21 protein-coding genes are annotated in these 24,440 nt (G+C 68.9%); 11 read left to right on the top strand and 10 right to left on the bottom strand.

Annotated elements, in window-relative coordinates; genetic code table 11:
• Window positions 1-169: 169 nt before the first annotated feature.
• Together ABNQ40_RS06580 and ABNQ40_RS06575 are read right to left on the bottom strand one after the other, a co-directional pair.
• A complete protein-coding gene (locus tag ABNQ40_RS06580) occupies window positions 170-1,084 on the bottom strand; it encodes a prephenate/arogenate dehydrogenase family protein (protein ID WP_109048547.1) in 915 nt (304 codons plus the stop codon).
• Window positions 1,085-1,184: 100 nt separating this feature from the next.
• A complete protein-coding gene (locus ABNQ40_RS06575; RefSeq protein WP_109048546.1) occupies window positions 1,185-2,096 on the bottom strand; it encodes a hydrogen peroxide-inducible genes activator in 912 nt (303 codons plus the stop codon).
• A gap of 251 nt (window positions 2,097-2,347) precedes the next feature.
• Between ABNQ40_RS06575 and ahpC the strand changes: the two genes are divergently transcribed.
• Both ahpC and ahpF read left to right on the top strand, forming a co-directional pair.
• Window positions 2,348-2,911, top strand: a complete 564-nt coding sequence (ahpC, locus tag ABNQ40_RS06570) for an alkyl hydroperoxide reductase subunit C (RefSeq protein ID WP_042697589.1) — start codon at window positions 2,348-2,350, stop codon at window positions 2,909-2,911.
• Between the two features lie 415 nt (window positions 2,912-3,326).
• Window positions 3,327-4,922, top strand: coding sequence for an alkyl hydroperoxide reductase subunit F (gene ahpF / locus ABNQ40_RS06565; RefSeq protein ID WP_109490779.1), 1,596 nt, complete (start codon window positions 3,327-3,329; stop codon window positions 4,920-4,922).
• Window positions 4,923-4,995: 73 nt separating this feature from the next.
• Here the strand turns inward: ahpF and ABNQ40_RS06560 are convergent, their stop codons facing one another.
• Both ABNQ40_RS06560 and ABNQ40_RS06555 read right to left on the bottom strand, forming a co-directional pair.
• Window positions 4,996-5,358, bottom strand: coding sequence for a hypothetical protein (locus ABNQ40_RS06560; protein WP_109048545.1), 363 nt, complete (start codon window positions 5,356-5,358; stop codon window positions 4,996-4,998).
• Window positions 5,359-5,556: 198 nt separating this feature from the next.
• Window positions 5,557-6,462 carry a LysR family transcriptional regulator gene (locus ABNQ40_RS06555; RefSeq protein ID WP_109048544.1) on the bottom strand — a complete coding sequence of 302 codons (906 nt, stop codon included), beginning with the start codon at window positions 6,460-6,462 and terminating at the stop codon, window positions 5,557-5,559.
• Between the two features lie 108 nt (window positions 6,463-6,570).
• Between ABNQ40_RS06555 and ABNQ40_RS06550 the strand changes: the two genes are divergently transcribed.
• The gene (locus ABNQ40_RS06550; RefSeq protein ID WP_109048543.1) at window positions 6,571-6,894 is read left to right on the top strand and encodes a nuclear transport factor 2 family protein; all 324 of its coding nucleotides are present in this window, start codon (window positions 6,571-6,573) and stop codon (window positions 6,892-6,894) included.
• Window positions 6,891-7,670 (top strand): SDR family oxidoreductase, encoded by a 780-nt coding sequence (locus ABNQ40_RS06545; protein ID WP_109048542.1) that lies wholly within the window; start codon window positions 6,891-6,893, stop codon window positions 7,668-7,670. Before ABNQ40_RS06550 ends, ABNQ40_RS06545 begins: the two co-directional genes overlap by 4 nt.
• 12 nt (window positions 7,671-7,682) lie before the next feature.
• Here ABNQ40_RS06545 and ABNQ40_RS06540 read toward each other — a convergent pair whose 3' ends face one another.
• The 3 genes from ABNQ40_RS06540 to ABNQ40_RS06530 form a co-directional block, all read right to left on the bottom strand.
• Window positions 7,683-8,654: an endonuclease/exonuclease/phosphatase family protein gene (locus ABNQ40_RS06540; RefSeq protein WP_109048541.1), complete on the bottom strand. Its 972-nt coding sequence runs from the start codon at window positions 8,652-8,654 to the stop codon at window positions 7,683-7,685.
• A gap of 68 nt (window positions 8,655-8,722) precedes the next feature.
• Window positions 8,723-9,373, bottom strand: a complete 651-nt coding sequence (locus ABNQ40_RS06535; protein WP_109048540.1) for a chemotaxis protein — start codon at window positions 9,371-9,373, stop codon at window positions 8,723-8,725.
• A gap of 161 nt (window positions 9,374-9,534) precedes the next feature.
• Window positions 9,535-11,028, bottom strand: a complete 1,494-nt coding sequence (locus ABNQ40_RS06530; protein ID WP_247879634.1) for a D-alanyl-D-alanine carboxypeptidase/D-alanyl-D-alanine-endopeptidase — start codon at window positions 11,026-11,028, stop codon at window positions 9,535-9,537.
• A 138-nt stretch (window positions 11,029-11,166) separates the two neighbouring features.
• On the opposite strand from ABNQ40_RS06530, the gene ABNQ40_RS06525 reads away from it, so the two are divergent.
• Window positions 11,167-13,050 (top strand): FHA domain-containing protein, encoded by a 1,884-nt coding sequence (locus ABNQ40_RS06525; RefSeq protein WP_109048538.1) that lies wholly within the window; start codon window positions 11,167-11,169, stop codon window positions 13,048-13,050.
• 21 nt (window positions 13,051-13,071) lie between these two features.
• Here ABNQ40_RS06525 and ABNQ40_RS06520 read toward each other — a convergent pair whose 3' ends face one another.
• The 3 genes from ABNQ40_RS06520 to ABNQ40_RS06510 form a co-directional block, all read right to left on the bottom strand.
• Window positions 13,072-14,334, bottom strand: a complete 1,263-nt coding sequence (locus ABNQ40_RS06520) for an MFS transporter (protein WP_109048537.1) — start codon at window positions 14,332-14,334, stop codon at window positions 13,072-13,074.
• 202 nt (window positions 14,335-14,536) lie between these two features.
• The gene (locus ABNQ40_RS06515; protein ID WP_109048536.1) at window positions 14,537-15,232 is read right to left on the bottom strand and encodes a hypothetical protein; all 696 of its coding nucleotides are present in this window, start codon (window positions 15,230-15,232) and stop codon (window positions 14,537-14,539) included.
• 110 nt (window positions 15,233-15,342) lie between these two features.
• The gene (locus tag ABNQ40_RS06510; protein WP_109048535.1) at window positions 15,343-16,389 is read right to left on the bottom strand and encodes a sensor histidine kinase; all 1,047 of its coding nucleotides are present in this window, start codon (window positions 16,387-16,389) and stop codon (window positions 15,343-15,345) included.
• Between the two features lie 316 nt (window positions 16,390-16,705).
• Here ABNQ40_RS06510 and ABNQ40_RS06505 point away from each other — a divergent pair, with 316 nt between their 5' ends.
• The 6 genes from ABNQ40_RS06505 to ABNQ40_RS06480 all read left to right on the top strand — a co-directional run bounded on the left by ABNQ40_RS06505 (window position 16,706) and on the right by ABNQ40_RS06480 (window position 24,424).
• Window positions 16,706-17,740: an amino acid ABC transporter substrate-binding protein gene (locus tag ABNQ40_RS06505; protein ID WP_109048534.1), complete on the top strand. Its 1,035-nt coding sequence runs from the start codon at window positions 16,706-16,708 to the stop codon at window positions 17,738-17,740.
• Window positions 17,741-17,808: 68 nt separating this feature from the next.
• Window positions 17,809-18,966, top strand: coding sequence for an amino acid ABC transporter permease (locus tag ABNQ40_RS06500; protein WP_109048533.1), 1,158 nt, complete (start codon window positions 17,809-17,811; stop codon window positions 18,964-18,966).
• A gap of 119 nt (window positions 18,967-19,085) precedes the next feature.
• The gene (locus ABNQ40_RS06495; RefSeq protein ID WP_391346073.1) at window positions 19,086-20,138 is read left to right on the top strand and encodes an amino acid ABC transporter permease; all 1,053 of its coding nucleotides are present in this window, start codon (window positions 19,086-19,088) and stop codon (window positions 20,136-20,138) included.
• A 20-nt stretch (window positions 20,139-20,158) separates the two neighbouring features.
• A complete protein-coding gene (locus tag ABNQ40_RS06490) occupies window positions 20,159-20,902 on the top strand; it encodes an amino acid ABC transporter ATP-binding protein (RefSeq protein WP_109076463.1) in 744 nt (247 codons plus the stop codon).
• 35 nt (window positions 20,903-20,937) lie between these two features.
• Window positions 20,938-21,645 carry a response regulator gene (locus tag ABNQ40_RS06485; protein ID WP_098735879.1) on the top strand — a complete coding sequence of 236 codons (708 nt, stop codon included), beginning with the start codon at window positions 20,938-20,940 and terminating at the stop codon, window positions 21,643-21,645.
• 565 nt (window positions 21,646-22,210) lie between these two features.
• Complete coding sequence (locus tag ABNQ40_RS06480) at window positions 22,211-24,424, top strand: methyl-accepting chemotaxis protein (RefSeq protein WP_109048587.1); 2,214 nt, start codon at window positions 22,211-22,213, stop codon at window positions 24,422-24,424.
• Window positions 24,425-24,440: the final 16 nt, after the last annotated feature.

Below are 24,440 nucleotides of genomic sequence, written 5' to 3'. Positions count from 1 at the left end.
GAGGGGGCAGCACAGGCGAAAGCCTGTGCCAGGGGATTGCCAAGGGGCAGCATGCCCCTTGGCGGCGCGCTAAGCGCGCCGGCCCCCTCACCCTCCCCACGCCTTCGGCATGGGTCCCCTCCCTCTCCCCGGGGGAGAGAGGGAACTCATCAGCGGCAACGCCACTCCCTTACGCCTGCTTGGCGTCGATGATTCCCCGGCGCACCGCGCGGGTCTTGGTGAAGTGGTCCTGCAACTGCTCCCCCTCGCCCCAGCGGATGGCGCGCTGCAAGGCCGTCAGATCCTCGGTGAAGCGCTGGAGGATTTCCAGCACCGCCTCGCGGTTGTTCAGGAACACGTCGCGCCACATCACCGGGTCGCTGGCGGCGATACGGGTGAAGTCGCGGAAGCCGCCGGCCGAGAATTTGATGACCTCGGACTTGGTGTCCTCCTCCAGGTCCGACGCGGTGCCGACGATGGTGTAGGCGATCAGGTGCGGCAGGTGCGAGGTGATGGCCAGCACGCGGTCGTGGTGGCTGGCCTCCATGATCTCGACGGTGGAGCCGACGCGGCGCCACAGCTCCGTCACCCGCTCCAGCGCAGGACGGTCGGCGCCGGGCGGCGGGGTCAGGATGCACCAGCGGCCCTGGAACAGCGTGGCGAATCCGGCCTCCGGACCCGAATGCTCGGTGCCCGCCACCGGATGGCCGGGGATCAGATGGACGCCGTCGGGCAGATGCGGCCCGACGTCGCGCAGGGTCGCCTGCTTGACCGAGCCGACGTCGGTGACGATGGTCCCGCGTTGCAGGAGCGGCCCGATGGCCTCGGCCACCGCGGCATAGCTGCCGACCGGGGTCGACAGCACCACCAGATCGGCGCCGGCCAGTGCCGCCGCCGGATCGGTGGAGGCCTCCGCCACGATGCCCAGCTCCAGCGCCTTGGCGCACGCCGCATCGCTGCGGTCGGTGCAGACCACCTGCCGCGCGATCCCATACTCCGCCAGCGCCCGCGCCAGGGAGGAGCCGATCAGACCGATGCCGACGATGGCGACGCGGTCGAACAGGGGGCCAGGGGCGGAAGCGGTATCGGTGGTGGCGGTGGACATGACGCTGGGTGTCCCGAAAGCGGAGTGAACGGGCGAAAAACCGTCCCGTTTAAACCACCTCGCACCCGCGGGACCAAGCGAATCTTTCGCCGCCGCTCCGTCAGCCGTCCTTCGCCGTCATCTCCGCCCTGAGCGCTTCGGCCAGCCGCTGGAAGGTCTCCTTCCGTCCCGAGGTTTTCCTCCAGGCCAGCGCGATCCGCCGTCCCGGCCGGTCGGCGGCCAGTGGGCGCACCGCCAGATCGAGCCCGCGCAGGATGCCGGAATCGACCGCCATCTGCGGCAGCAGGGTCACCCCCAGCCCGTTCGCCACCATCTGCACCAGCGTGTGCAGGCTGGTGCCCTGGAAGGCGGTGTTATGCGGCGTGGCGTCCAGCGCGCAGGCCGCCATGGCATGGTCGCGCAGGCAATGCCCGTCTTCCAGCAGCAGCAGATCCTCCGACGGGACCGCCACCGGCTGTGCCGGGTCGCCGACGCCCAGCCGGTGGCCGGTGGGGCAGACGAAGGAGAAGCGATCCTCCGCGATGTCCTCCGTCTCCAGGTCGCCCATCGGGTAGGGCAAGGCCAACAGCGCCGCGTCCAGCTTGCCGGCGTTCAGCTGTTCCAGCAGCCGCGCCGTCTGGTCCTCGCGCAGATAGAGCCGCAGCCGCGGGAAGCTCTCGCGCAGGGCCGGCATCACGCGGGGGATCAGGAAGGGGCCGATGGTCGGGATCACCCCGAGATGGAGCGCCCCCGACATCGGGTCGGCAGCGGAGCGGGTGATGTCCACCAGTTCCTCCGCCCCCTTCAGAAGCTGGCGCGCCCGCTCCGCGATCTCGCGGCCGAGCGGCGTCGGCAGCACGGAGCGGCGCGTGCGCTCCACCAGCGTGGCGCCCAGCAGATCCTCCAACTCCTGCAAGCCGGCGCTCAGCGTCGACTGGCTGACGAGGCAGGCCTCGGCCGCCTGCCCGAAATGGCAGCGGTCGACGACGGCGACGAGGTAGCGGAGCTGGCGCAGGGTGGGGAGCGGTTTCATGCCCGGTTATGTAATCGGATTTATCGATCAGTTCAATTGGTATTTTCTACTTCTCTTGATTACAGATTTCCCGTATTCCTCCACGGGTCAACGGGACACAGGGAACATCGCCCCTTCCCCTGGCTACACGGCAGGCCCCCTTGTTCGACACGGTGCGCCGCACTAAGTCGGGCATGTCACGGCCACCGGCCGGGGCCAGCGGCCAGGGATTAAGGCGACAACCAAATCATCGTATTCACCGGAGAACACAAATGTCCTTGATCAACAGCGAGATTAAGCCCTTCAAGGCGACCGCGTACAAGAACGGCAAGTTCATCGACGTGACCGACGCCGACCTGAAGGGCAAGTGGTCGGTCGTGTTCTTCTACCCGGCCGACTTCACCTTCGTCTGCCCGACGGAGCTGGAAGACCTGGCCGACAACTACGCCGAATTCCAGAAGCTGGGCGTCGAGGTCTACAGCGTCTCGACCGACACCCACTTCTGCCACAAGGCCTGGCACGACACCTCGCCGGCCATCGGCAAGATCGGCTACACCATGATCGGCGACCCGACGCTGGCGATCAGCCGCAACTTCGAGGTCCTGATCGAGGAAGTCGGCCTGGCCGACCGCGGCACCTTCGTCGTCGATCCGGACGGCAAGATCCAGATCGTCGAGATCACCGCCGGCGGCGTCGGCCGCGACGCCAAGGAACTGCTGCGCAAGATCAAGGCCGTGCAGTACGTCGCCGCCCACCCGGGCGAGGTCTGCCCGGCCAAGTGGCAGGAAGGCGAGAAGACCCTCGCCCCGTCGCTCGACCTCGTCGGCAAGATCTAAGGCTTCCCCTTAAAAGGGAAACCACGGATCGGGGGCCGGCTCCGGCCGGCCCCCACCCCCGCTCCCGCGGGTTTTGAAAACGAATACCCTTGATCGGCCCCCATGAAACAAGGGGGCTGGCCGCAAGGCAGGTTTTTACGGGCCGGCTTTCAAAAGCCTCCCGGTTCGGGTTCCGTCGTCGGTTTCCCCATCCCCGCGAAGGCGGGCATCCAGGCGCGTTTTGTCGCAGACCTTTCAAAATCTGGATCCCCGCCTGCGCGGGGAGGACGATGACGTTCCGAACCCTCCGCTGTTTCAAAACCAGACCGCCCGCCCGACCGGCTCTTCCTGCTCGGGCCACAATTTCCTCCGCCCGGACCGCCGCGACACCACGCAGGCGATCCGCCCCGGACATGAGACGTTGGGAACGAAAGCCATGCTGGACGCCAATCTGAAGACGCAGTTGAAGGCCTATCTGGAGCGCATCACCCACCCGATCACCCTGGTGGCGTCGCTGGACGACGGTGCGAAGTCGCAGGAGATGCTGGGCCTGCTGGAGGACATCGCCTCGCTGTCCGGCAAGATCACGCTGGACCGCAGCGGCGCCGACGCCCGCCGGCCCTCCTTCGCCATCAAGCGCGACGGCAGCGACATCGGCGTCGCCTTCGCCGGCCTGCCGATGGGGCACGAGTTCAACTCGCTGGTCCTGGCCCTGCTCCAGGTCGGCGGCCATCCGTCGAAGGAGTCGGAGGAGCTGCTGGAGCAGATCCGCACCCTCGACGGCGATTTCCGCTTCGAGACCTATTTCTCGCTGTCCTGCCAGAACTGCCCGGACGTGGTCCAGGCCCTGAACCTGATGAGCGCGCTGAACCCGCGGATCAAGCATGTCGCCATCGACGGCGCGCTGTTCCAGCAGGAGGTCGAGCAGCGTCAGGTGATGGCCGTCCCCACCGTCTTCCTGAACGGCGAGCCCTTCGCCCAGGGCCGGATGGACGTGGCGCAGATCGTCGCCAAGCTGGACACCGGCGCCGTCGCCCGCGCCGCCGAGAAGATCAAGGCCAAGGCCCCGTTCGAGGTGCTGGTGATCGGCGGCGGCCCCGCCGGTGCCGCTGCCGCCATCTACGCCGCCCGCAAGGGCATCCGCACCGGCGTGGCGGCCGAGCGGTTCGGCGGTCAGGTGCTCGACACCATGGCGATCGAGAACTTCATCTCGGTCTCGCACACCGAGGGGCCGAAGCTGGCCGCGGCGCTGGAACAGCACGTCAAGGACTATGAGGTCGACGTGATGAACCTGCAAACCGCCACCGCCCTGGTCCCGGCCACCCAGGAAGGCGGCCTGATCGAGGTGAAGCTGGCGAGCGGCGCCTCGCTGAAGTCCCGCACGGTGGTGCTGTCGACCGGCGCCCGCTGGCGCTCGATGAATGTGCCGGGCGAGGCGGAATACCGCAACAAGGGCGTCGCCTACTGCCCGCACTGCGACGGTCCGCTGTTCAAGGGCAAGCGTGTGGCGGTGATCGGCGGCGGCAACTCCGGTGTGGAGGCTGCCATCGACCTCGCCGGCATCGTCTCGCACGTCACGCTGATCGAGTTCGACAGCCAGCTGCGTGCCGACGCGGTGTTGCAGCGCAAGCTGCACAGCCTGCCCAACGTCACCGTCCTGCTGTCGGCCCAGACCACCGAGGTGCATGGCGACGGCAACAGGGTGGTCGGCCTGTCCTACAAGGAGCGCACCGGCGGCGAGCTGAAGCGGGTCGATCTGGAAGGCATCTTCGTGCAGATCGGGCTGGTGCCGAACACCGAGTGGCTGAAGGGCACGCTGGCCCTGACGCCGCGCGGCGAGATCGAGGTGGACAACCGCGGCCAGACCTCGCTGCCCGGCGTCTTCGCCGCCGGCGACGCGACGACGGTGCCGTTCAAGCAGATCGTCATCGCCATGGGCGAGGGTGCCAAGGCCGGGCTGGCCGCCTTCGACCATCTGATCCGCACCGTGCCGGCCGAGGAGCCCGCCCGCGAGTCCATCGCGGCGGAGTGACCGGTCCGGGATGAAAAAAGCCGGCGGTCCCGCAAGGGGCCGCCGGCTTTTTGCCGCTCGAAAAGTGAAGCCTCTACTTCTTCACCGCCGCCTTTTCCTTGTCCACCGCATCCAGGATCCGCTGCAGGGCCTCGGTGCTCAGGGCCGACTCCATCGTCAAGCTGTCCCCGAACTTGCGCAGCGCGCCGATAACGCGGCGGCGCGCGACGAACTCGTCGTCGCCCTGCTCGAACGGCTCGACCACCGGACCCTTGTAATAGCCGCCGCGGAAGCTCCACTGGCGGCGGCCGTCGGCACGCCATTCGCTGCCGTCGGACAGCACCATGCAGCGCCCCCCTTCGGTGTAGCGCTCCACCGTGGCGATGGATTGCGGAATGGACTGGCCGCTGCGGATGGTCACGCGGTCGCCGACGCGGAAGCTGGCGGCAGTGAACATGCTGTCTCCCAAATGGCACCTGCTGAATGGCGCTGGCCCTCTCAACAGGGCCGGAACGCCGCAAAAATCCCGAAGACGCTGTTTTCCACCAGTTGCGCCGGCAAATCCAGCACCATGTCCCACTATCCAATCGCTCCCTGACGAAGACGAGCCGCTGGCTGCGTCAAGGCCGAAGCGGGCCGTTGCCCCACCAGCGGATCACGGACCCGACTTTGCGCCGAGTTCACGGGCGATGCCGATGAAAGCCCTGAGGGCGGCCGAAGGGTTGCGCCGTCCGGGATAATAGAGGCAGAGCCCGGCCCGCACCGGGGTCCAGTCGTCGAGCACGCGGACGAGACGGCCCGCCTCGATGTCGGCGCGCACGTCCTGCTCCATGAAGAAGCCGAGGCCGATGCCTTCCAGGACGGCGGCCCGTGCGAGACTTGCCTCGTCCAGGGTGATCGGTCCGCGCACGTCGATCTGCGTCGCCTGCCCGTCCTTCTCGAATTGCCAGCGATACAGGGCCCCGTTCGGCAGGCGGACACGGATGCAGGGGTGGTTGAGCAGGTCGGGCGGGACGCGGGGCTTCTCATGGCCCTCGAAATATGCCGGCGAGCCGACGACGGCGTATCGCTGCGGGCGGCCCAGGGAAACCGCGATCATGTCGCTGGGCACGAGGTCGGCCACCCGGACACCGAGATCGAATCCTTCGGCGACGATGTCCACCAGCCGCCCCTCGGTGACGAGATCGACATGCACCTGCGGGTTCCGGCGGAGAAACTCCAGCACGAGCGGCGAGAGGATCTCCCGCGCCGCCATGGCGAACGCATTGATGCGAAGCGTTCCCGACGGTGTCGTCTGCTGCGACCGCACGGCTTCCAAGGCGCCATGGACATCCTGCAACGCCGGACCGACCTGCTCGACGAACAGCCGTCCGGCATCGGTGAGCGAGACGCTCCGCGTCGTCCGATTGAACAGACGGACACCGAGGCCCGCCTCGAACTGCCTGACGGCGTTGCTGAGCGCCGTCGTGGACATGCCCAGATCGAGCGCCGCAGCGCGAAACGAACCCCTGCGGGCAATGGCGATGACAGCGTCGAGATCGTTCAGTTCAGTCCGCTTCATTGTCCCGCAAATCGAAATTCCGCATCCCATTTTATCCCGGTTATCGAAACAGGTGTCCACAGTCATCTTGGAAGGGACAGAAGCACCGCCGATCAGGAGACATGCGCGATGACCCTTCCTTCACCGATCCTGGCCTATATCGATGCCGACCGGAGGTGCGACGGCGCGGCCCTGCTCGCCGCCTTCGCGTCCGATGCCGTCGTCAGGGACGAAGGGGGGTCCCATGCCGGCCACGACGCCATCGACGCGTGGTGGCACAGCGCGAAAGCCAAGTACGCCCATGTGATCGAACCGCTCGACTTGTCCGAGACGGACGGTGTCGCCGAAGTCCTCGCAAGGGTGTCCGGTCGGTTCCCCGGCAGTCCTGCCACGATGGTCTTCGCGTTCCGGATCGAGAATGGGCGGATTGCCGGGCTGGAGATCAAGCCATGACCGGTTTCATCAGCCTTGAAGGCAAGCGGGCGCTCATCACCTCCGGCACGCGCGGAGCCGGCGCGGCCACCGTCGCCCTGTTCCGCGAACTCGGTGCCCGCGTGCTGACAGCCGCCCGGTCCCGGCCGGACACGCTCGGCGAGGAGATGTTCGTCGGCACGGACCTCACCACCGCAGAGGGGTGCGCCACGCTCGCCGCCGCGGTGCGCGAGCGGCTGGGCGGGGTCGACGTCATCGTCCACATGCTGGGCGGCTCATCCGCCCCCGCGGGCGGCTACGCGGCATTGGACGACGCGGACTGGGCCAGGGAACTCGATCTCAACCTGATGCCCGCCGTCAGGATCGACCGCGAACTCGTGCCGGCGATGGTGGCACAGGGCAGCGGTGTGGTCATCCATGTGACCTCCATACAGCGCCAGCTGCCGCTGCCGGACGCGACGACGGCCTATGCCGCCGCGAAGGCCGCGCTCTCGACCTACAGCAAGAGCCTCTCCAAGGAGGTCTCGCCCAAGGGGGTGCGCGTGGTGCGCGTGTCCCCCGGCTGGATCGAGACCGAAGCGGCGGTACGGCTGGCCGAACGGCTCGCGAAGGAGGCCGGCACCGATTACGAAGGTGGCAAGCGGATCATCATGGACTCGCTCGGCGGCATTCCGATCGGCGGGCCATCCAAGCCGGAAGACGTCGCGAACCTGATCGCCTTCCTCGCGTCCGACCGGGCCAGGACGATCACCGGCACGGAATACGTCATCGACGGCGGCACGGTTCCCACCGTGTGAGCCGTGCGTGCCCTACAGGCTGAAACCCGCCACCACCGGCGCATGGTAGCTGACCGGAGACGGCTCGTCGGCGTGTTCGACCTCGTCGGTGAGATCCTCATTGTGGATCGCCACGTCGCGCATCCGCTCGGTCAGCCGCGGCGAGGCCAGCAGATGGTCGAGCAGCACCGGCGTGCCGCCATGCAGCACGGTGTAGCGCCGCTCCTCCGGGATCGCCTGCTCCAGCGGCTCCAGCACGCGGTTGGCCAGCTCGGCGTTGCCGGTGAAGTCGGGCCCGGCGCGGATGATGCGGACGGCGGTCTGCTCCAGGTCGGCGTTGCAGTCGCCGGCCACCAGGATCAGCGCGTCGGGATCGGCGTCGAACAGCCGGTCCACCGCCATCCGCGTCTCCAGCGCCTGCCCCGCCCGCTTGATCGAGGCGAGATAGAAGCCCTCCGCCCAGCCGGCCGCCGTCTTCCAGATCTGGGCACCGGCCTTCTGCCCCGGCACCGGCGCGGCGATGGGCGCCCGCAGATGCAGGTCGAACACATGCAGGATGCGGCCGTCCGGCATCTCGATTTCGGCATGCAGCACCGGTCGGTCCCAGCCGACCTCGGTCTCCCCCTCCGGCGCCGGATCGGCGGTGGCGAGCCGCACGCGGGCCGGCGGCACCAGATGATGGCGCAGCAGCCTTGCCGCCCGGATCGGCCAGCGGCTGACGATCACCGGGTTGTGGCGGTCGGCCGGCGACGCGGCGTCGCCCGCGGTGACGTGGTAGCCGGCATAGCGCGTGTCCTCCAGCAGCCGGGTCAGCGCACGCAGGATGCGCGGCTCGCTCTTCACCGGATGCTGGGCGTCGACCTCCTGAAGGCAGAGGATGTCGGCCTCCAGCCGTTCCAGCTGCGGGCGCAGCGTGGCGATCCGCGCCTCGAAGGGCGGCTCGTCGGCATCGTCGTCCAGGTTTTCCAGGTTGAAGGTGGCGATCCGGAACAGCGTGTCGGCCATGAAGGGCTCCGCGGAAGAACGGCGGGGTGGAAGCGCGCGGCGAGCGGGCGCGCCCCCGGTCGAGCCTATCAGAACAGCTCGACGTCGCCTTCGATCCGCGTCCGGCCGAGATGCTCCATGTAGGACGACTCGTTGCGGGCGATCTCGTGCAGCGTCTCGCCGCCGATCAGCCGGCGCTGGCTGCGTCCCGTGGTGGGGAAGAAGCGCACGGCGCGCGGGGTGGCGCCGCCGACGTCCCAGCTGACGGTGGGGATGCCCTCCGTCGCCAGATACTCCATGACGAACTCGACGTTGCGCTGGCCGATGTTGGCGGTGCGCAAGGTGTTCAGGTTGACGTTGGCGCCGCCAAACAGCTTGGCGCGCAGCCGGTCGCGCCGGCCGGTGACGGCCAGCAGCCGGTTGATCAGATGCTCCATCGCCGTGGCGCCGTAGCGCGACGACAGCGACAGCGTGTCGGTTCCGGCGTCGGGCAGCAGGAAATGGTTCATGCCGCCGATCTCCGCCACCGGATCGTACAGGCAGGCGGCGACGCAGGAGCCCAGCGTGGTGGTGATGACGACGTTCGGGTCGTCGGTGACGACGCAGCCGCCGACGACGATGTTGACCACCTCCGCCCCCAGCCGGCGGTCGTGATAGCGGTTGGCGGCCACATCCTGACGTTCCAGCCGGCGGCGCAGGACGTTGCGCGCGGGTGAGGTGGCGGAACGGTCTGTCATCATCGGGTCGCGGGCTCTCGCTGCTGGTTGCCGACGCATATGGTCCGGATGAGCCCGCGATCAATCGACGCAGGCCCTGCTTTTCTCAAATCGACTCCGCATCGAATCGACTTTGATCTGCATTTTACCGGACAGGCCATACTCCGTCCTATGACCTATCTCAGTCAATAGCCCGCAACCCAGCGCCCCAGCGTCTCGTCCTGCACCCTGCGGGCGGCGGCGGCCCAGCCGCGCGCCTCCGCCGGAATGGCGGTCACCCGGCGGTCGAGCGCGGCGTCCAGCGCCGCCCGGCGTGCCGGATCGGCGATGAACAGGACGAAGCCCAGCCGCCGGCCGCTGCCCGCCGTCAGCAGCCCCGCCAGCCCCTTCACATAGGCCAGCGTGCCCGTCTTGGCATGGACGCCGGAGGGCAGCGCCTTGCCGTCCTCCTCCCCCGGCAGAAGCTCCCACAAAGCGGGTCCGCCGGCCCGCAGCAGCGCCGCCATCTGCCGCGGCGTGGCGCGCGACCCGGTGCCCAGCCCCGAATGGTTGGCAAGCCGCAGCCCGCGCCAGCCAGCTGTCTGCCCAGCCGCCTGCCCGCCCTTCTCCATCGGCTGCCGCGTCAGCCAGCCCTGCAACAGCGCCGCCGAACGGTCCAGCGTCGCGACCGACGGGTCCAGCCGCTTCGAGGCCGCCAGCCCGATCACCTCCGCTGACAAATTGTTGGAATGGCGCAGCAGCCCGCGCGCCAGTTCGTTCAGCGGCAGGCTGTCCAGCGCCGCCAGCACCGGTGCCCCGGCCGGCGCCCGCCCGACCTCGGGCAGCGGCAGGGCGATGCCGGCATCGCCGGCCAGCCGGCGGAACAGGGTGGCGGCGGCCAGCCCCGGCCGCGCCACCGGCACCCAGGCGCCGCCCGCCTCCCCGGCGGTGGGCGGCGCCATCTTCCAGCGGTCGGCGCCATCCGGCAGCAGCGGAAAGCCACTGGTTCCGGCCATCGGTCGCACGGCGACGCTGTCCAGCGGCAAGCGCCCGGCATCGGCGACCGTCAGCACCTCCGGCCCGGCCGCACCGCGCCGCCAGTTCAGCAGGGCGCGATTGTAGTTCAGCGACAGCGCCCCGACTCCGGTGTTGTAGGGGGCCGCCCAGGGTTGCCCGGCGTCGATCTCCGCCAGATCGGGCAGCAGCGCGGTGTCGTACAGGAACCGCCCTTCCACCCGGCGCAGCCCGGCGGCGGCCAGCCCGCCCAGCAGCTGCACCAGCCCCTCCGTCGCCAGTGCCGGGTCGCCGCCGCCCTGAAGGATCAGATCGCCGCGCAGCACCCCGCCCGTCAGCGGGCCCGTCGCCAGCAGCCGCGTGGCGAAGCGATGGTCCGGCCCCAGCAGGGCCAGCGCCGCCGCCACCGTCGGCAGCTTCGCCACCGACGCCGGGATGAAGGGGGTGTCCGACGCCCGCGACTCCAGCGTGGTCCCGCTGTCCGGCTCGAACAGAATATATCCGACTGCGGCGTTTTCTAAACCAAAGGTGGCGGAAGCGAGGGTGGGCACCGGCATCAGCGCCGCTGACAGCCCCAGCGATCCCAGCAGGCCGAGGAAAGGTCGGCGGCCCAGCATCAGCCGGGTATCGGGCCGGTTATCGGTCCGGCTACCGCGCCAGTTGCCGGAGTGACGGATTGCGGTCACGGTTGGGGTCTTTCCGCTTCTGATGGAAGCTTTCATAAAGTATTTTGGGAAAAAATCGCCGGGAATCGCGAACAGGGACGTAGCCGGGCGGCAGTCGGGACAATGCAATCCGACAGGGGCAGGCCAAAGGGGGACGGTATGGCGATGTCCAAGCGGCGCGAAGCGCGCTTCGAGGTGGTGGTCGAACAGGGCGGCAAGCCCAACATCGACGGCGTCTTCGAAGACGAGAAGTCGGCGACGGAACGCGCCAATTTCCTGCTGCGCCTTGCCAAGTTCCCGGTGGTGCGCGTGGTGAAGGTCACCGGCACCGGGCGGGAAGAAACCGTCTTCCAGAAGACTTCCTCCGGCGGCGCCAAGCTGACGACCATCTCGCCCATCGAGACGGCCAACCTCTGCACCGACGTGTTGCAGGTTTTCTCCTTCGACAGCCGGATGACCTTGCTGCGGCTGCTGCGCGGTTACTGGGACGACCAGGGCGTCATTCCATCGGAGCAGCTTCACCGCTACTATCCGTTGCGCTACTTCGAACGCGAGGCCCTGCTGTTCAACCCGGCGGTCAGCCGGCTCGCCACCATCCAGGCGCCGATGCTGGGGGTGAAGCCGCATGAGCGCTACGACCAGATCACCCGCCTGTTCACGGCGCTGAAGGAACTCGCCCAGAAATCCGACACGCTCGCGCCCTACGACCAGGCGCTGATGCGCGGCGGGATTTCCGGCCTGCTGCTGGCCGCCGTCGACCGCCCGGTGGAGGAGCGCGACCGCATCGTCACCCACGCCTTCGGCACCCTGCTGGAGCCGCACCGGGAGTGGGGGGCCAAGCTGACCGCCGTCCTGCGCCTCCACCAAGAGGACGATGGCGAGAACACCCGGCTGGTGGATGAATTCTCCGCTGAGATCGTCGACGGACGGGAGCCGATCCGCGCCCTGATCGGCTATGCGCCCGATCTCGCCTCCGCCCTGCTGGCGCTGCTGGCGGCGCTGCGCGGCGATCTGGACGACCGGCTGCCCCACACCGAACCGATGCTGGCGCTGTCGAACGCGCTGGCCTCCGACGGAACCGGCTTCGGCTTCGCCCGCACGCGCGAGGCGCTGCTGCACCGCATCCGCGGCGGGCTGGACGGCCTGACCCCGCTGACCCGCAGCGGGGCGGCCAGCGACGCCCGCGCCTTCTCATCCATCGTCGACGGCATGATCGCCTTCGACGGCTATATGGGCGGTCCGGCCATGGCCGAGTCGCTGACCCGCCGCGGCAAGACCGTGTGGGCCACCGGCGGCACCGACCTGCCCTTCGAGGAGACGATGACGCGGCTGGCCGGCCGCTTCAACACGGCGGCGGGGCGGCTCGGCTATCTGCTCGACCTCGGCGCCAGCCCCTATGGCCACAAGAAGATCAGCACCGTCATCCAGCGCGTCGCCGACGAATTCAACCGGGTGAAGTCCGCGGCGGAGCTGGCCGCTCCCGGCGCCTCCCTCCAGGAGGTGCGTGAAGGGCTGGGCCGCCGCCTGCGCGCCGCCGGCATCCCGCGGGCGCTGGCCGACGGGCTGATCGCCAAGATCGCCACCATCCCCGACGACCAGCGCGTGTCGATGGCCGGAATCGGCGTGGTGACGGGCATGCGGACCGGAGCCGTGCCGCATGCCCGGCCGACGGACATGACGGTCGACATGCAGGCCCCGTCGGCGCCGGCGCTGCGCCTGACGCTCAGCTACCAGGGCCGGACGGTGGCGGTGCCCGATGCCGGCGCCGATCTGGTGATCGGACGCGGGGCGGACTGCGGCATCATGCTGGACCACGCCTCCGCCTCGCGGCGGCATGCGCTGATCCGGCTGCGCGACGGGGTCTTCACGCTGGAGGATCTCAGCCGCAACGGCACCCGTCTGGTGCCGCAGGCCGGCGAGCAGCGTCTGCTGAAGATGGGCGACGTGGCGCCGCTGTCCGGCCGGGGGGAGATCGTCATCGGCTCCCTCGACCTCGGCGAACATCCGGCGCGCATCGCCTGGAGCGTGGCAGGGGGACGCTGACTTTCCGGCAATGCGGGGTCTTCAGTCCCCGGCGCAGGCCTCGGCCAGCCGGGACTCAGACGCGCGGCTGGCGGCCCGATTGGCCGTCGCCCGGTCGTCCAGCACCGCCACCACCCACACCGCCAGACCGCCCAGCGCCAGCGCCGCACCGACCCAGCCGGTGGAGGTCCAGCCCCAGCCGGCGGCGATCGCCATGCCGCCCAGCCAGGGGCCGAGCGCGTTGGCGGCGTTGAAGGCGCTGTGGTTCAGCGCGGCGGCCAGCGTCTGCGCATCCTCCGCCACATCCATCAGCCGGGTCTGCAAGGGCGTGCCGAGACCGCCGCCACAGCCGATCATGAAGACGACGATGGAGACCAGCCACACATTGCCGGCGGCGAAGGGATAGAGCGCCAGCGACCCGGCGCTCCACAGCAGGGTGAAGGCGACGGTCGGCATCAGGGCGCGGTCGGCGGCCCAGGCGCTGACCAGCGTGCCGACGGTCATGCCGGCCCCGAACACCGCCAGCACGACCGGCACCATCGCCGGCGACACCTGCGTCACCTCCATCAGGGTGGAGGCGACGTAGGTGTAGACCGCGAACATGCCGCCGAAGCCGATGGCGCCGATGCCGAGCGTCAGCCAGACCTGACGGCGCTTCAGCGCGCCCAGTTCGCGCAGCGGGCTGGCATTCGGGTGTGGCCGGTCTTTGGGGGCGAAGATCCAGACCAGCACCACGGTCAGCAGGGCCAGCAGCCCGACCACGCCGAAGCCCCAGCGCCAGCCCAGCACCTGCCCGATCCAGTTCGCCATCGGCACGCCGATGACGGTCGCCACCGTCAGCCCCAGCATGGTCCGCGCCACCGCCTGCGCCCGGCGCTGCGGCGGCACCAGCGAGGCGGCGACCAGGGCGGCGACGCCGAAATAGGCGCCGTGCGGCAGCCCGCTCATGAAGCGGAAGGCCAGCATCCAGCCATAGGAGGGGGAAAAGGCGCTGGCCACGTTGGCGGCGGCGAAGACCGCCATCAGCCCGATCAGCAGGGTCCGACGCGCCACCCGCGCCGCCAGCACCGCAATCACCGGCGCGCCCACCACAACGCCCAGCGCATAGGCGCTGATGACATGGCCGGCGGTCGGCTCGTCGATGCCCAAGCCCTGGGCGAAATAGGGCAGCAGGCTCATGGTCGCGAATTCGGTCGTCCCGATGGCGAAGCCACCCATGGCGAGCGCCAGCAGCACCAGGCCGGGATGGGCCGAGGCCAGCTGTGCCTCGGCACGCAGGTCGCCGTGATGGCCGGCAGACGCCATTGTCGTTTCTCCGCTGTCGCGCTGGGTCAAGGAATGCGAAGCCCGGCGGCAGGGGAATCGAAAGCAACCGGGGCAGGGTCAGGATATTTGCCTACCCCCCGCTGAGGCAATCCGCCGCAGGCCGTTAATTCCGCAGGTGCGAAATGACCGGCGGGCATGGCTTATGCCCTCTCCCCAGGCGAGAGAGGGCTTTCACGGAGCGTTACAGCAGGTCCTTGAACAGCGGCATCTCCGCGGCCTTGTCCCGCTTGCGCGCCTTCTTCGGCTTGTCCTTCGCCGCTTCCGGCTGCTCCAGCGGCAACTCCGGCGCTGCCACCGGCATCGGCCGTTCGGGAGCAGGCGGTTCGGCGGCAGGCGGTTCGGCGACCGGCTCCGGTGCCACTGGCGGCACGGGCTCAGGCGCCGCAACAACCTCCGGCTCCACCGCCACTGCCTCCGGCGGCGCCGGCGGTTCCACCGGCGCCACCACCTCAGGCGGCAAACCGGGGGCCATCTCGGGGGCCGCCTCGGCCTCGGGCTTCGCCTTCTTCTTCCGGGACGGCCGGCGCGGCGGGATGCCGACGCCTTCCTTGGCGCGCTGCTTGGCCTGGTCGCGGGCCTGCGCCTCCGGGGCGGCGGGGTCCTCGCTCAGCCATTTGCGGCGCTTGATGACCTCGTTCACCCGACCCTGGTTCACCCCCAGCTGGAAGGCGATCTCCTGCTGGGTCATGTTGGTGGTCTCGTGCAGGTGCAGGATCTCGGTCGCCAGCTCCGGAGTCATCTTGCGCCCGGTCAGGCGGCGCGCCGGCCGGACGGAACGCTGGGAGCGGTCGCGCGCCCGCAGGGACTCCAGGATCTCCAGCGCGGCCGTGTTGCCCGACGCCTTCAATGCGTCCTCGAATTCCTTCAGCGTCGCCATAATCCCTCTCCCGCTTTCCCCTGCCGGTCCCCGCAGCAACCGGCAAGATCACAGATAGTTCTTCCGATGGCGACGGAAAAGCCGCGATCTCAGTCGGTGCAGATGCCGCATCAGGCCGGAAAATGCAATTCGATCCGCGTGCCGGTGCCGCCGCCAGGGCCATTTGCGGGCCCATGGCTCAGCCGGCCGGACAGCTGGGCAGCCAGGCTCTGGATGATCTTCCAGCCCAGGCTGGGCAGGCGCTGCACGTCGAAGCCGTCCGGCAGGCCGACTCCATCGTCCACCACCAGCAGGCGCAGCTGGCCGGGCTGGTCCGGCAGCTCGGTCAGTTCGATGATGACGGTGCCGCCACCACCACCGTCGCGGCCGGCGAAGGCGTGCTTCAGGCAGTTGGTCAGCGCCTCCACGATCAGCATGGCCAGCGCCAGCAGCCGTTCGGGCGACCGCGGTGCCGCCTGTACGGTCACGCGGCAGGTGACGCCGGACATGCCGGCCGCCGCCAGCATGTCCCGGCACAGCCCGTCGATGTGGCTGCCGAAATCGTCGCCGGACCGCGGATCGTGCAGACGCCGGTGCACCCGCGCCATGGTGCCGAGCCGCCGCTCCGCCTCCTCCAGCGCCGCCACCGCAGCGTCCGGCGACCGGTCGATCGACCGCCGTTGCAGGGACAGCAGGGCGGAAACGAACTGCATGTTGTTGGCGACGCGGTGCTGCAACTCGTGGAACATGGTGGTCTGCGCCTCCAGCAGGGAGGCGGTGCGGCCGCGCTCCTCCTGCAGCCGGGCCAGCGTCACCTGCATGCCGTGGATCAGCGCGATGTCCACCGCGACCACCACCGCATAGAAGGCCAGCGCCACCCCGACCGACGCGTCGAGAGCGAAGGAATGGTAGGGCGGAATGAAGAAATACCAGGCCGCCAGCCCGGACAGCACGGCGGTCGCCACCCCCGGCCCCCGACCGGCCATGAAGGTGGTCACGATCACCGCCGGGAAGAAGGTGAGGTAGGGAAAGCCGGTTGGCAGGGTGCTGTCGGCGGCCTGTCGCACCAGCAGGGCTGCGGCGAAGATCAGCAGCGCTGCGCCGTAGCGCGGCACCGGACCGCGCCGCAGCAGCGAAAAGCGCGCGACCCACTGCCAGACCGGCCGATCGGACCCCATTGCCTCCATGACTCCCAGAGCGACCCCCAGAACTCCCGGCGCACACATATGACCGGCACCCATCGCTTGTAAGGGCATGGGGAAGCCCGTGCACGTGAAATATCGGCCAGCAGCCGTGACCATCGGCGGGCGAAGCCCGGCCATCGCCTTCGCCGTGCACGCGGCCCATCTGTCCAAAGCTGTTCACATCTTCGCCACATCCGTTCATGACGGGCGGGCACTTTGTTCAATCCACGGAGCGATTGTGGCGCCATGCGGCGGCCGGAGCCCCTGCCCCGGCGCCCAACGAACCACAAGGCTGAAGGAGCCCCGCCCCGTGAAGACCCGTCTGAGCGCGCTTGCCATCGCGGCCACCCTGTCCGTCTCCGCCATCGCCCTCTCCGGCACCGCCCAGGCCGGCGCCACCTTCGACGGCGTGAAGCAGAAGGGCTACGTCCAGTGCGGCGTCAACCTGGGCCTGTACGGCTTCTCCTCGCCCGACGACAAGGGCAAGTGGTCGGGCCTCGACGTCGACATGTGCCGCGCCGTCGCCGCCGCCATGTTCGGCGATGCCGAAAAGGTGAAGTACACCCCGCTGTCGGCGCAGCAGCGCCTGCCGGCGCTCCAGTCCGGCGAGATCGACCTGCTGGCCCGCAACACCACCCGCACCCTGACCCGCGACACCGCCAACGGCCTGAACTTCGCGCCGACCAACTATTTCGACGGCCAGGGCTTCATGGTGTCGGCCAAGCTCGGCCTGAAGAGCGCCAAGCAGCTGAACGGCGCCACCGTCTGCGTCCTGCCCGGCACCACGACCGAGCAGAACGTGTCGGACTACTTCCGCGCCAACAAGATGACCTTCAAGCCGGTCGTCATCGAGAAGAACGAGGAGCTGAACAAGGCCTTCTTCGCCGGCCGCTGCGACGCCCTGACCTCCGACGCCTCCCAGCTGGCCGCCATCCGCGCCGCCGAGGTGCAGAACCCCAACGACTACGTCATCCTGCCCGAGCTGATCTCGAAGGAGCCGCTGTCGCCGGCCGTGCGCCAGGGCGACGAGGAGTGGATGAACCTGGTCACCTGGGCCTTCTACGCCATGGTCCAGGCCGAGGAGAAGGGCCTGACGTCGGAGACCGTCGACGCCGCCATGACCTCGCCCGATCCGGACGTGAAGCGCCTGCTGGGCGTCACCGCCGGCAACGGCAAGGCGCTCGGCGTCGAGGAGAACTGGGCCTACGCCATCATCAAGCAGGTCGGCAACTACGCCCAGAGCTATGAGCGCAACGTCGGCTCGGGCTCCAAGCTGAAGATGCCGCGCGGCCAGAACGCCCTCTACACCGAAGGCGGCCTGATGTACGCCCCGCCGATGAAGTAAGGGCGCCCTCCCTCCCTTCCCCTTCCGGGGGGAAGGGAGGGCCTTTCACCCCCGCACGGAGCAACACCATGACAAACCCGGTCCAGGCGCTGAATTCCGCGCGCGTGCGGGGGTGGCTGTATCAGGCTCTGTTCCTGGCCTGCGCCCTCGCCGTCGCCTGGTATCTCGTCTCCAACACCCTGACCAACCTCGCCACCCGCGGCGTCGCCACCGGCTTCGGCTTCCTGCACCGCGAGGCCGGCTTCGAGATCGGCGAGAGCCTGCTGCCCTATTCCGCCTCCGACACCTACCTGACGGCGCTGGTCGTCGGCCTGCTGAACACGCTGGCGGTGTCGGCCGCCGGCGTCGTGCTGGCGAGCGTGCTGGGCGTGCTGATCGGCATCGGGCGGCTGTCGTCCAACTGGATGGTGAACCGCTTCGCCACCTTGTATGTCGAGACGGTCCGCAACGTGCCGCTGCTTTTGCAGCTGGTGGTCTGGTACACGATCCTGAACCGGCTCCCCAGTCCGCGCGAGGCGCTGGAGGTGCTGCCGGGCATCTTCCTCAGCAACCGCGGCATGAAGTTCCCGGTCCTGGTGGAGCATGCCGGCCATGGCTGGATCCTGCTGGCGCTGGTCGCCGGCATCGCCGCCGCCATCGCCGCCGTCCGCTACGGCCGCCGCCGGCGCGAGACCACCGGAAAGCCCTTCCCGACCCTGCCGGCCGTCATCGCCGCCCTGCTGCTGCCGCCGGCCCTGGCCTTCATCGTCACCGGCGCCCCGCTGGCCTTCGACGTGCCAGCATTGGCCGGCTTCAATTTCGAGGGCGGCGGGTCGGTCACCCCGGAATTCACCGCGCTGCTGATCGGCCTGTCGGTCTACACCGCCGGCTTCATCGCCGAGATCGTGCGCTCCGGCATCCTCGCCGTGCCGCACGGCCAGACCGAGGCCGCACTGGCGCTGGGCCTGTCGCCGGGCAAGATCCTGCGCCTCGTCATCCTGCCGCAGGCGCTGCGCGTCATCGTGCCGCCGCTGACCAGCCAGTATCTGAACCTGACCAAGAACAGCTCGCTGGCCGTCGCCATCGGCTATCCAGATCTGGTCAGCGTCTCCAACACCTCGGCAAACCAGACCGGTCAGGTGGTGGAGGCGGTGGCGATGATGATGCTCGTCTATCTCATCATCAGCCTTGCGATCTCCGGCTTCATGAACTGGTACAACCGCCGCGTGGCTCTGGTGACCCGATGAGCAAGCACTCCCCGGCCGATCAGGCCCCCATTCCCACCGGTCCCGTCTCCCCCGCCCGCTGGGCCGCCTCTTATGAAGAGGAGCCGAGCCAGGCCTCCGCCCCGCCGCAGGCCAACGGCATGACGGCGCTGAAGCCCTTCGGCTGGGCCAAGGACAATTTGTTCAACACGCCGCTGAACACGGCGCTGACGCTGGCCTGCCTGTTCCTGCTGTGGTTGGTGGTGCCGCCGATGGCGAACTGGCTGCTGCTGAACGCCAGCTGGTCCGGTTCGTCGGAGGCCTGCCGCGAGGCGGCCGGCGCCTGCTGGTCGGTGATCGTGGTCAAGCACCGGCTGATCTTCTTCGGGACATATCCCTATGACGAGCAGTGGCGCCCCTTCCTGGCCTGCGCCCTGTTCGTGGCGATGCTGGGGGCCAGCGGCGTGCGCGCCTTCTGGCGGCCCTGGCTGGCCGTCGCCTGGGCGCTGACGCTGGTCGGCATGGGCGTGCTGATGTGGGGTGGCGTCGCCGGCCTCACCTATGTGCCGAACGACCGCTGGGGCGGGCTGCCGATCACGCTGATGCTGTCGGTCTTCTCCATCGCTCTCGCCTTCCCGCTGTCGATCCTGCTGGCGCTGGGCCGCCAGTCCTCGCTGCCCGCCATCCGCACCTTCTGCGTCGGCTTCATCGAGACGATGCGCGGCGTGCCGCTGGTCAGCGTGCTGTTCATGGCGTCGGTGATGTTCCCGCTGTTCCTGCCGGAAGGCGTCACGGTCGACAAGCTGCTGCGCGCATTGGCCGGCATGACGCTCTTCACCGCCGCCTATCTGGCCGAGGCCGTGCGCGGCGGCCTCCAGGCGATCCCCAGGGGCCAGTACGAGGCCGCCGACGCGCTTGGCCTCAGCTACTGGCAGAAGACGATGCTGATCGTCCTGCCGCAGGCGCTGCGCATCGTCATCCCGCCCATCGTCAACCAGTTCATCAGCGCCTTCAAGGACACCTCGCTGGTCACCATCGTCGGCTTGTACGACCTGCTGACCGCCGCCACCGTGGCGACGACCGACCCCGAATGGCGCCCCTACTTCGCCGAGGTCTATGTCTTCGCCGGGCTGATGTTCTGGATCTTCTGCTTCAGCATGTCGCGCTACAGCCAGTGGCTGGAGCGTCTGGCCAACCGCTACAACCGCCGCTGACCGGCTCTGGAGACCGAGCAATGACCGAGAACGCCATCATCGAACTCCGCAAGGTCGGCAAGTGGTACAACAGCTACCACGCGCTGCGCGACGTCAGCATCAGCATCGGCAAGGGCGAGAAGGTCGTCGTCTGCGGCCCCTCCGGCTCGGGCAAGTCGACGATGATCCGCTGCATCAACCGGCTCGAAGCGCACCAGACCGGCCACATCATCGTCGACGGCATCGAGCTGACCGACGACGTCAAGGCGGTGGAGAAGATCCGCCGCAAGGTCGGCATGGTGTTCCAGAACTTCAACCTGTTCCCGCACCTGACGGTGCTCCAGAACCTGACGCTGGCCCCGATCTGGGTCCGCGGCATGGCGAAGTCCGAGATCGAGGAAATCGCCATGATGTACCTGAAGCGGGTGCGCATCCCCGACCAGGCGCACAAGTTCCCCGGCCAGCTGTCCGGCGGCCAGCAGCAGCGCGTCGCCATCGCCCGTGCGCTGTGCATGCGGCCCGAGATCATGCTGTTCGACGAGCCGACCTCGGCGCTCGACCCCGAAATGGTCAAGGAGGTGCTGGACGTCATGACCGAGCTGGCCGGCGAAGGCATGACCATGGTCTGCGTCACCCACGAAATGGGCTTCGCCCGGCAGGTCGCCGACTCTATTGTCTTCATGGCCGAAGGCTCGATCATCGAGAGCGGGTCGCCGGCCGAATTCTTCGAAAACCCGAAAAGCGAGCGCACCCGCCAGTTCCTGGGCCAGATCCTGGAACATTGAGGCAGAGAACGCGCTGAGAGGCGGACAAGAGGGTCATGGCGGCGACCATTGCCATCACCGACGACGACGCGGTGACGCGCGAGACGCTGAAGTCCTATCTGACGGATGAGGGCTTCGACGTCCTGCTGGCCCGAAGCGCGGAAGAGCTGAAGGATCTGCTGGCGGCGGCGTCGGTGGACGTGGTGCTGCTCGACATCCGGCTGCCGCGCCAGGATGGGCTGACCCTGACCCGCGAGCTGCGCGCGGTGTCGGAGATCGGCATCATCCTGGTCAGCAGCCGGGCGGAGAAGCTGGACCGCATCATCGGGCTGGAGATGGGGGCCGACGACTACATCGCGAAGCCCTTCGAGCCGCGCGAGATCCTGGCCAGGGTGCGGAACCTGCTGCGCCGGCTGAAGGCGCCGGGCGACCAGCGCGACGACCGCCGGCGCTGCTTTTCCGGCTGGACGCTGTGGCTGGACCGCATGCGCCTGACCGACCCGCAGGGCAACCCGGTGCGGCTGACCGGGGCGGAGTTCGAGCTGCTGTCGACCTTCGTCTGCAACCCCGGCCGGGTGATGAACCGCGACTATCTGCTGACGGCGACGACGCGGCGCAAGACGGACGCCACCGACCGCACCATCGACAGCCTGGTCCGCCGCCTGCGCCGCCTGATCGAGACCGATCCGGCGGACCCGAGGCTGATCGTCACCGTCCACGGCACGGGCTACCTGTTCGCCGGCGACGTCACGCAGGATGGGTAAGGAGTTCTTCGAACCGGGCAGGATCCCCTCTCGCCCCCGGGGAGAGGGTTAGGGTGAGGGGGTCGCGCGGCGAGAATTTTCAAGGGTCGCACACTCCCCATTCGCCACCGAATCCACCCTATGCCACCCCCTCACCCCGACCCTCTCCCCGGGGGGAGAGGGGGGTTAGAGCATCTCTCTGCCAACCCCGAGCAAACTCCCCCGTCGCCTCAGTCTCGCGGCGGCCACGCGCTCGGCAACCTGGGCCACGGAAATCGCGAAAATTTTTCGCACGCTTCCGTGGCCCATTTTTTATGCATCGACGCAGGCAACCGGCCTCTTCCGAAGTCAATTCACCACATCCGGTTGCTTTTCATCTTGCGAAATTCCTCCCTGGGAAAGTCATATCCCGCCCGCCCCTCGAAAAACCAGCCTGTTTCCTTGGCTCCGTCATCGCCACTTGCCTCAAATGCAAACGAAAAGACACGAACTGTTCACAAATGAACGCTAAACCGTTCAAAGGGCCCTGCGACGATATGCGTGTAGCAATCCGTTGAAACCGTTCACTGGCGGCGGGGGTTTGGGCATGACGGCGATCTCGACGAATGCGGGCAGCACCCTGGACGATGGCGGTGCGCGCCACCGCTTCTGGACCCTGCGCCGCGCCATGGTGTCGGTGGTGGGCGTGCTGGTGGCGGTGCTGATCGCCAGCCAGGCCTGGGTGTCGCAGCGTTACACCGACTTCGCGCTGACCACCTTCAACAGCAGCGCGGCGGCCACCCTGCGGGTGCTTGCCAACGACCGCATCCGCAAAAACTACACGGACTGGCTCCAGGGCCATGCCAACGAATGGAGCCGCGACGCCTTCCTGGTCGACAGCATCAACCAGAAGGACCCGGCCAAGACGATGCTGGCGCTGAAGAACATCAACGCGCGGCCCGTGGTGGTCGACCGCGAGGTGCGGCTGGTCTCGGTCGCCGTGTTCGACGCCGACATGGCGCGCATCGCCGCCACCGGCGGGGAGCAGGACAGCGTCGCCACCGTCGCCCCGCTGTTCGAGGCGCTGAAGACCCGCGACATCGCCGACAAGCGCCGTCCGGCCAGCCTGCTGTGGCGCGACGGCCAGGGCCGGCCGCTGTTCAGCATGATCGTCCCCATCGGCGGCTTCCGCGTCCTCGGCTTTTTGGAGGTGGTGACCGATCCCCTGCCCGCCCTGTCCAACCTGGGCGCGGTGCTGGACGCCGACATCCGCATCACCGACGCCAAGGGCGGGATGCTGTTCGAGGCCAAGGGCGGCGAGCCGTCGGCCCATGCACAGCTCTCCACCACCACCGTGTCGCTCGGCGGCGACGGCGGTTTGCCCTGGGCGACGGCGGAGATCTCGCGCGACGTGTCGGAATTCGTCGGCGCGACGGAGGCCCTGCGCAACGACGCCCTCAAGATGGTCGCCGCATTCGCGCTGGCCGTCGCCATCGCCGCCGCCCTGCTTCTGCGCGTCGCCGTCATCGCCAACCTGCGCAAGTTCGCCCGCGCCATGGAGCAGATCGCCGCCGGCGACCTGTCCATCGAGGTTCCCCGCACCGGCCGCGACGAGCTGGCGGTGATGGCCGCCGCCCTGCGCCGCCTGCGCGGCAGCGTCGAGCAGGTGCTGCTGATGAAGCGGATGGTCGACAGCAGCCCGGTGCCCACCGCCCTCCTGCGCACCGACGGTCAGGTAGGGTTCGTCAATCCCGCCGCCCGGACCTTCTGCGAGGCGCACGGCATCGATCCGGCCGGCCCCGACCTGCTGGCCCAGGGGCCGGACTTCACCGCCGCCTGCACCGACCCCGCCCGCCCGCCGATCCCGCGCCGCACCCTGACCGTGGACGAGACGACGGTGGAGGCCCATGTCGACACCGTCTTCGACGACCAGGGCAACGTGCTGGGCAAGACGCTGTCCTGGACCGACGTGACCGAGCAGATGCGCTCCGCCGCGCTGGCCCGCCAGCTGATGGAGGATGTGCATCAGGTGGCGTCGGGCGTCGCCACCCAGTCGGGCCAGCTGCGCGAGCTGGCCGACGCGCTGCGCCGCGAATCGTCCGGCACCATCGACAGCACGGTCAGCGCCGGCAGCTTCGTCGCCGAGAGCAACCGCAACGCCAACACCTGCAACGACAGCGCCGGCACGTTGATGGACACCATCGGCACCGTCTCCAGCCTGACGAGCGAGGCGGCCGGCGTTGTCGGCGCCACGCTGGGCGAGCTGACCGCCGCCCGCGAGGTGGTCGGCCAGCTGGGCGAGAACACCGAGCAGATCCGCCGCATCGTCGACGTCATCACCGGCATCGCCCACCAGACCAAGCTTTTGGCACTGAACGCCACCATCGAGGCGGCGGCGGCCGGCGTGGCGGGCCGCGGCTTCGCCGTGGTGGCGGCGGAGGTGAAGAAGCTGGCTGAGGAGACGGCGAACGCCACCGTGCAGATCGCCAGCTCGGTCAGCGCCATCAACGGCAGCATCCAGAACACCGTCGGCACCTTCGCCCGCATCTCCGGCTCGGTCGAGCGCATCAGCGAGGTACAGGAGCTGATCGGCGGCGCGGTGGCGCGCCAGACCGACTCCTCCACCGACATCCGCAACCGCGTCGGCGTGATCGCCGGCAACACCGGCGAGGTGGCGAGCCTGATCGACGGCGTCAGCGCCCAGGCCGCCCGCACCGGCGACATCGCCGCCTCGCTGACCGAAACGGCGAACACGCTGGCCGAGGAAGCCGCTTCGCTGCATAGTCTGCTCGGCACGCTGCGCGCCGGGCAGGCGGCCTGATCCCGCCCGCCGCCGG

Source organism: Azospirillum sp. A23 (genome assembly GCF_042938965.1).
Lineage (GTDB): Bacteria > Pseudomonadota > Alphaproteobacteria > Azospirillales > Azospirillaceae > Azospirillum > Azospirillum melinis.
The sequence above is the reverse complement of the archived record's forward strand: the minus strand, read 5'-3'. Positions and strand labels throughout refer to the sequence as shown.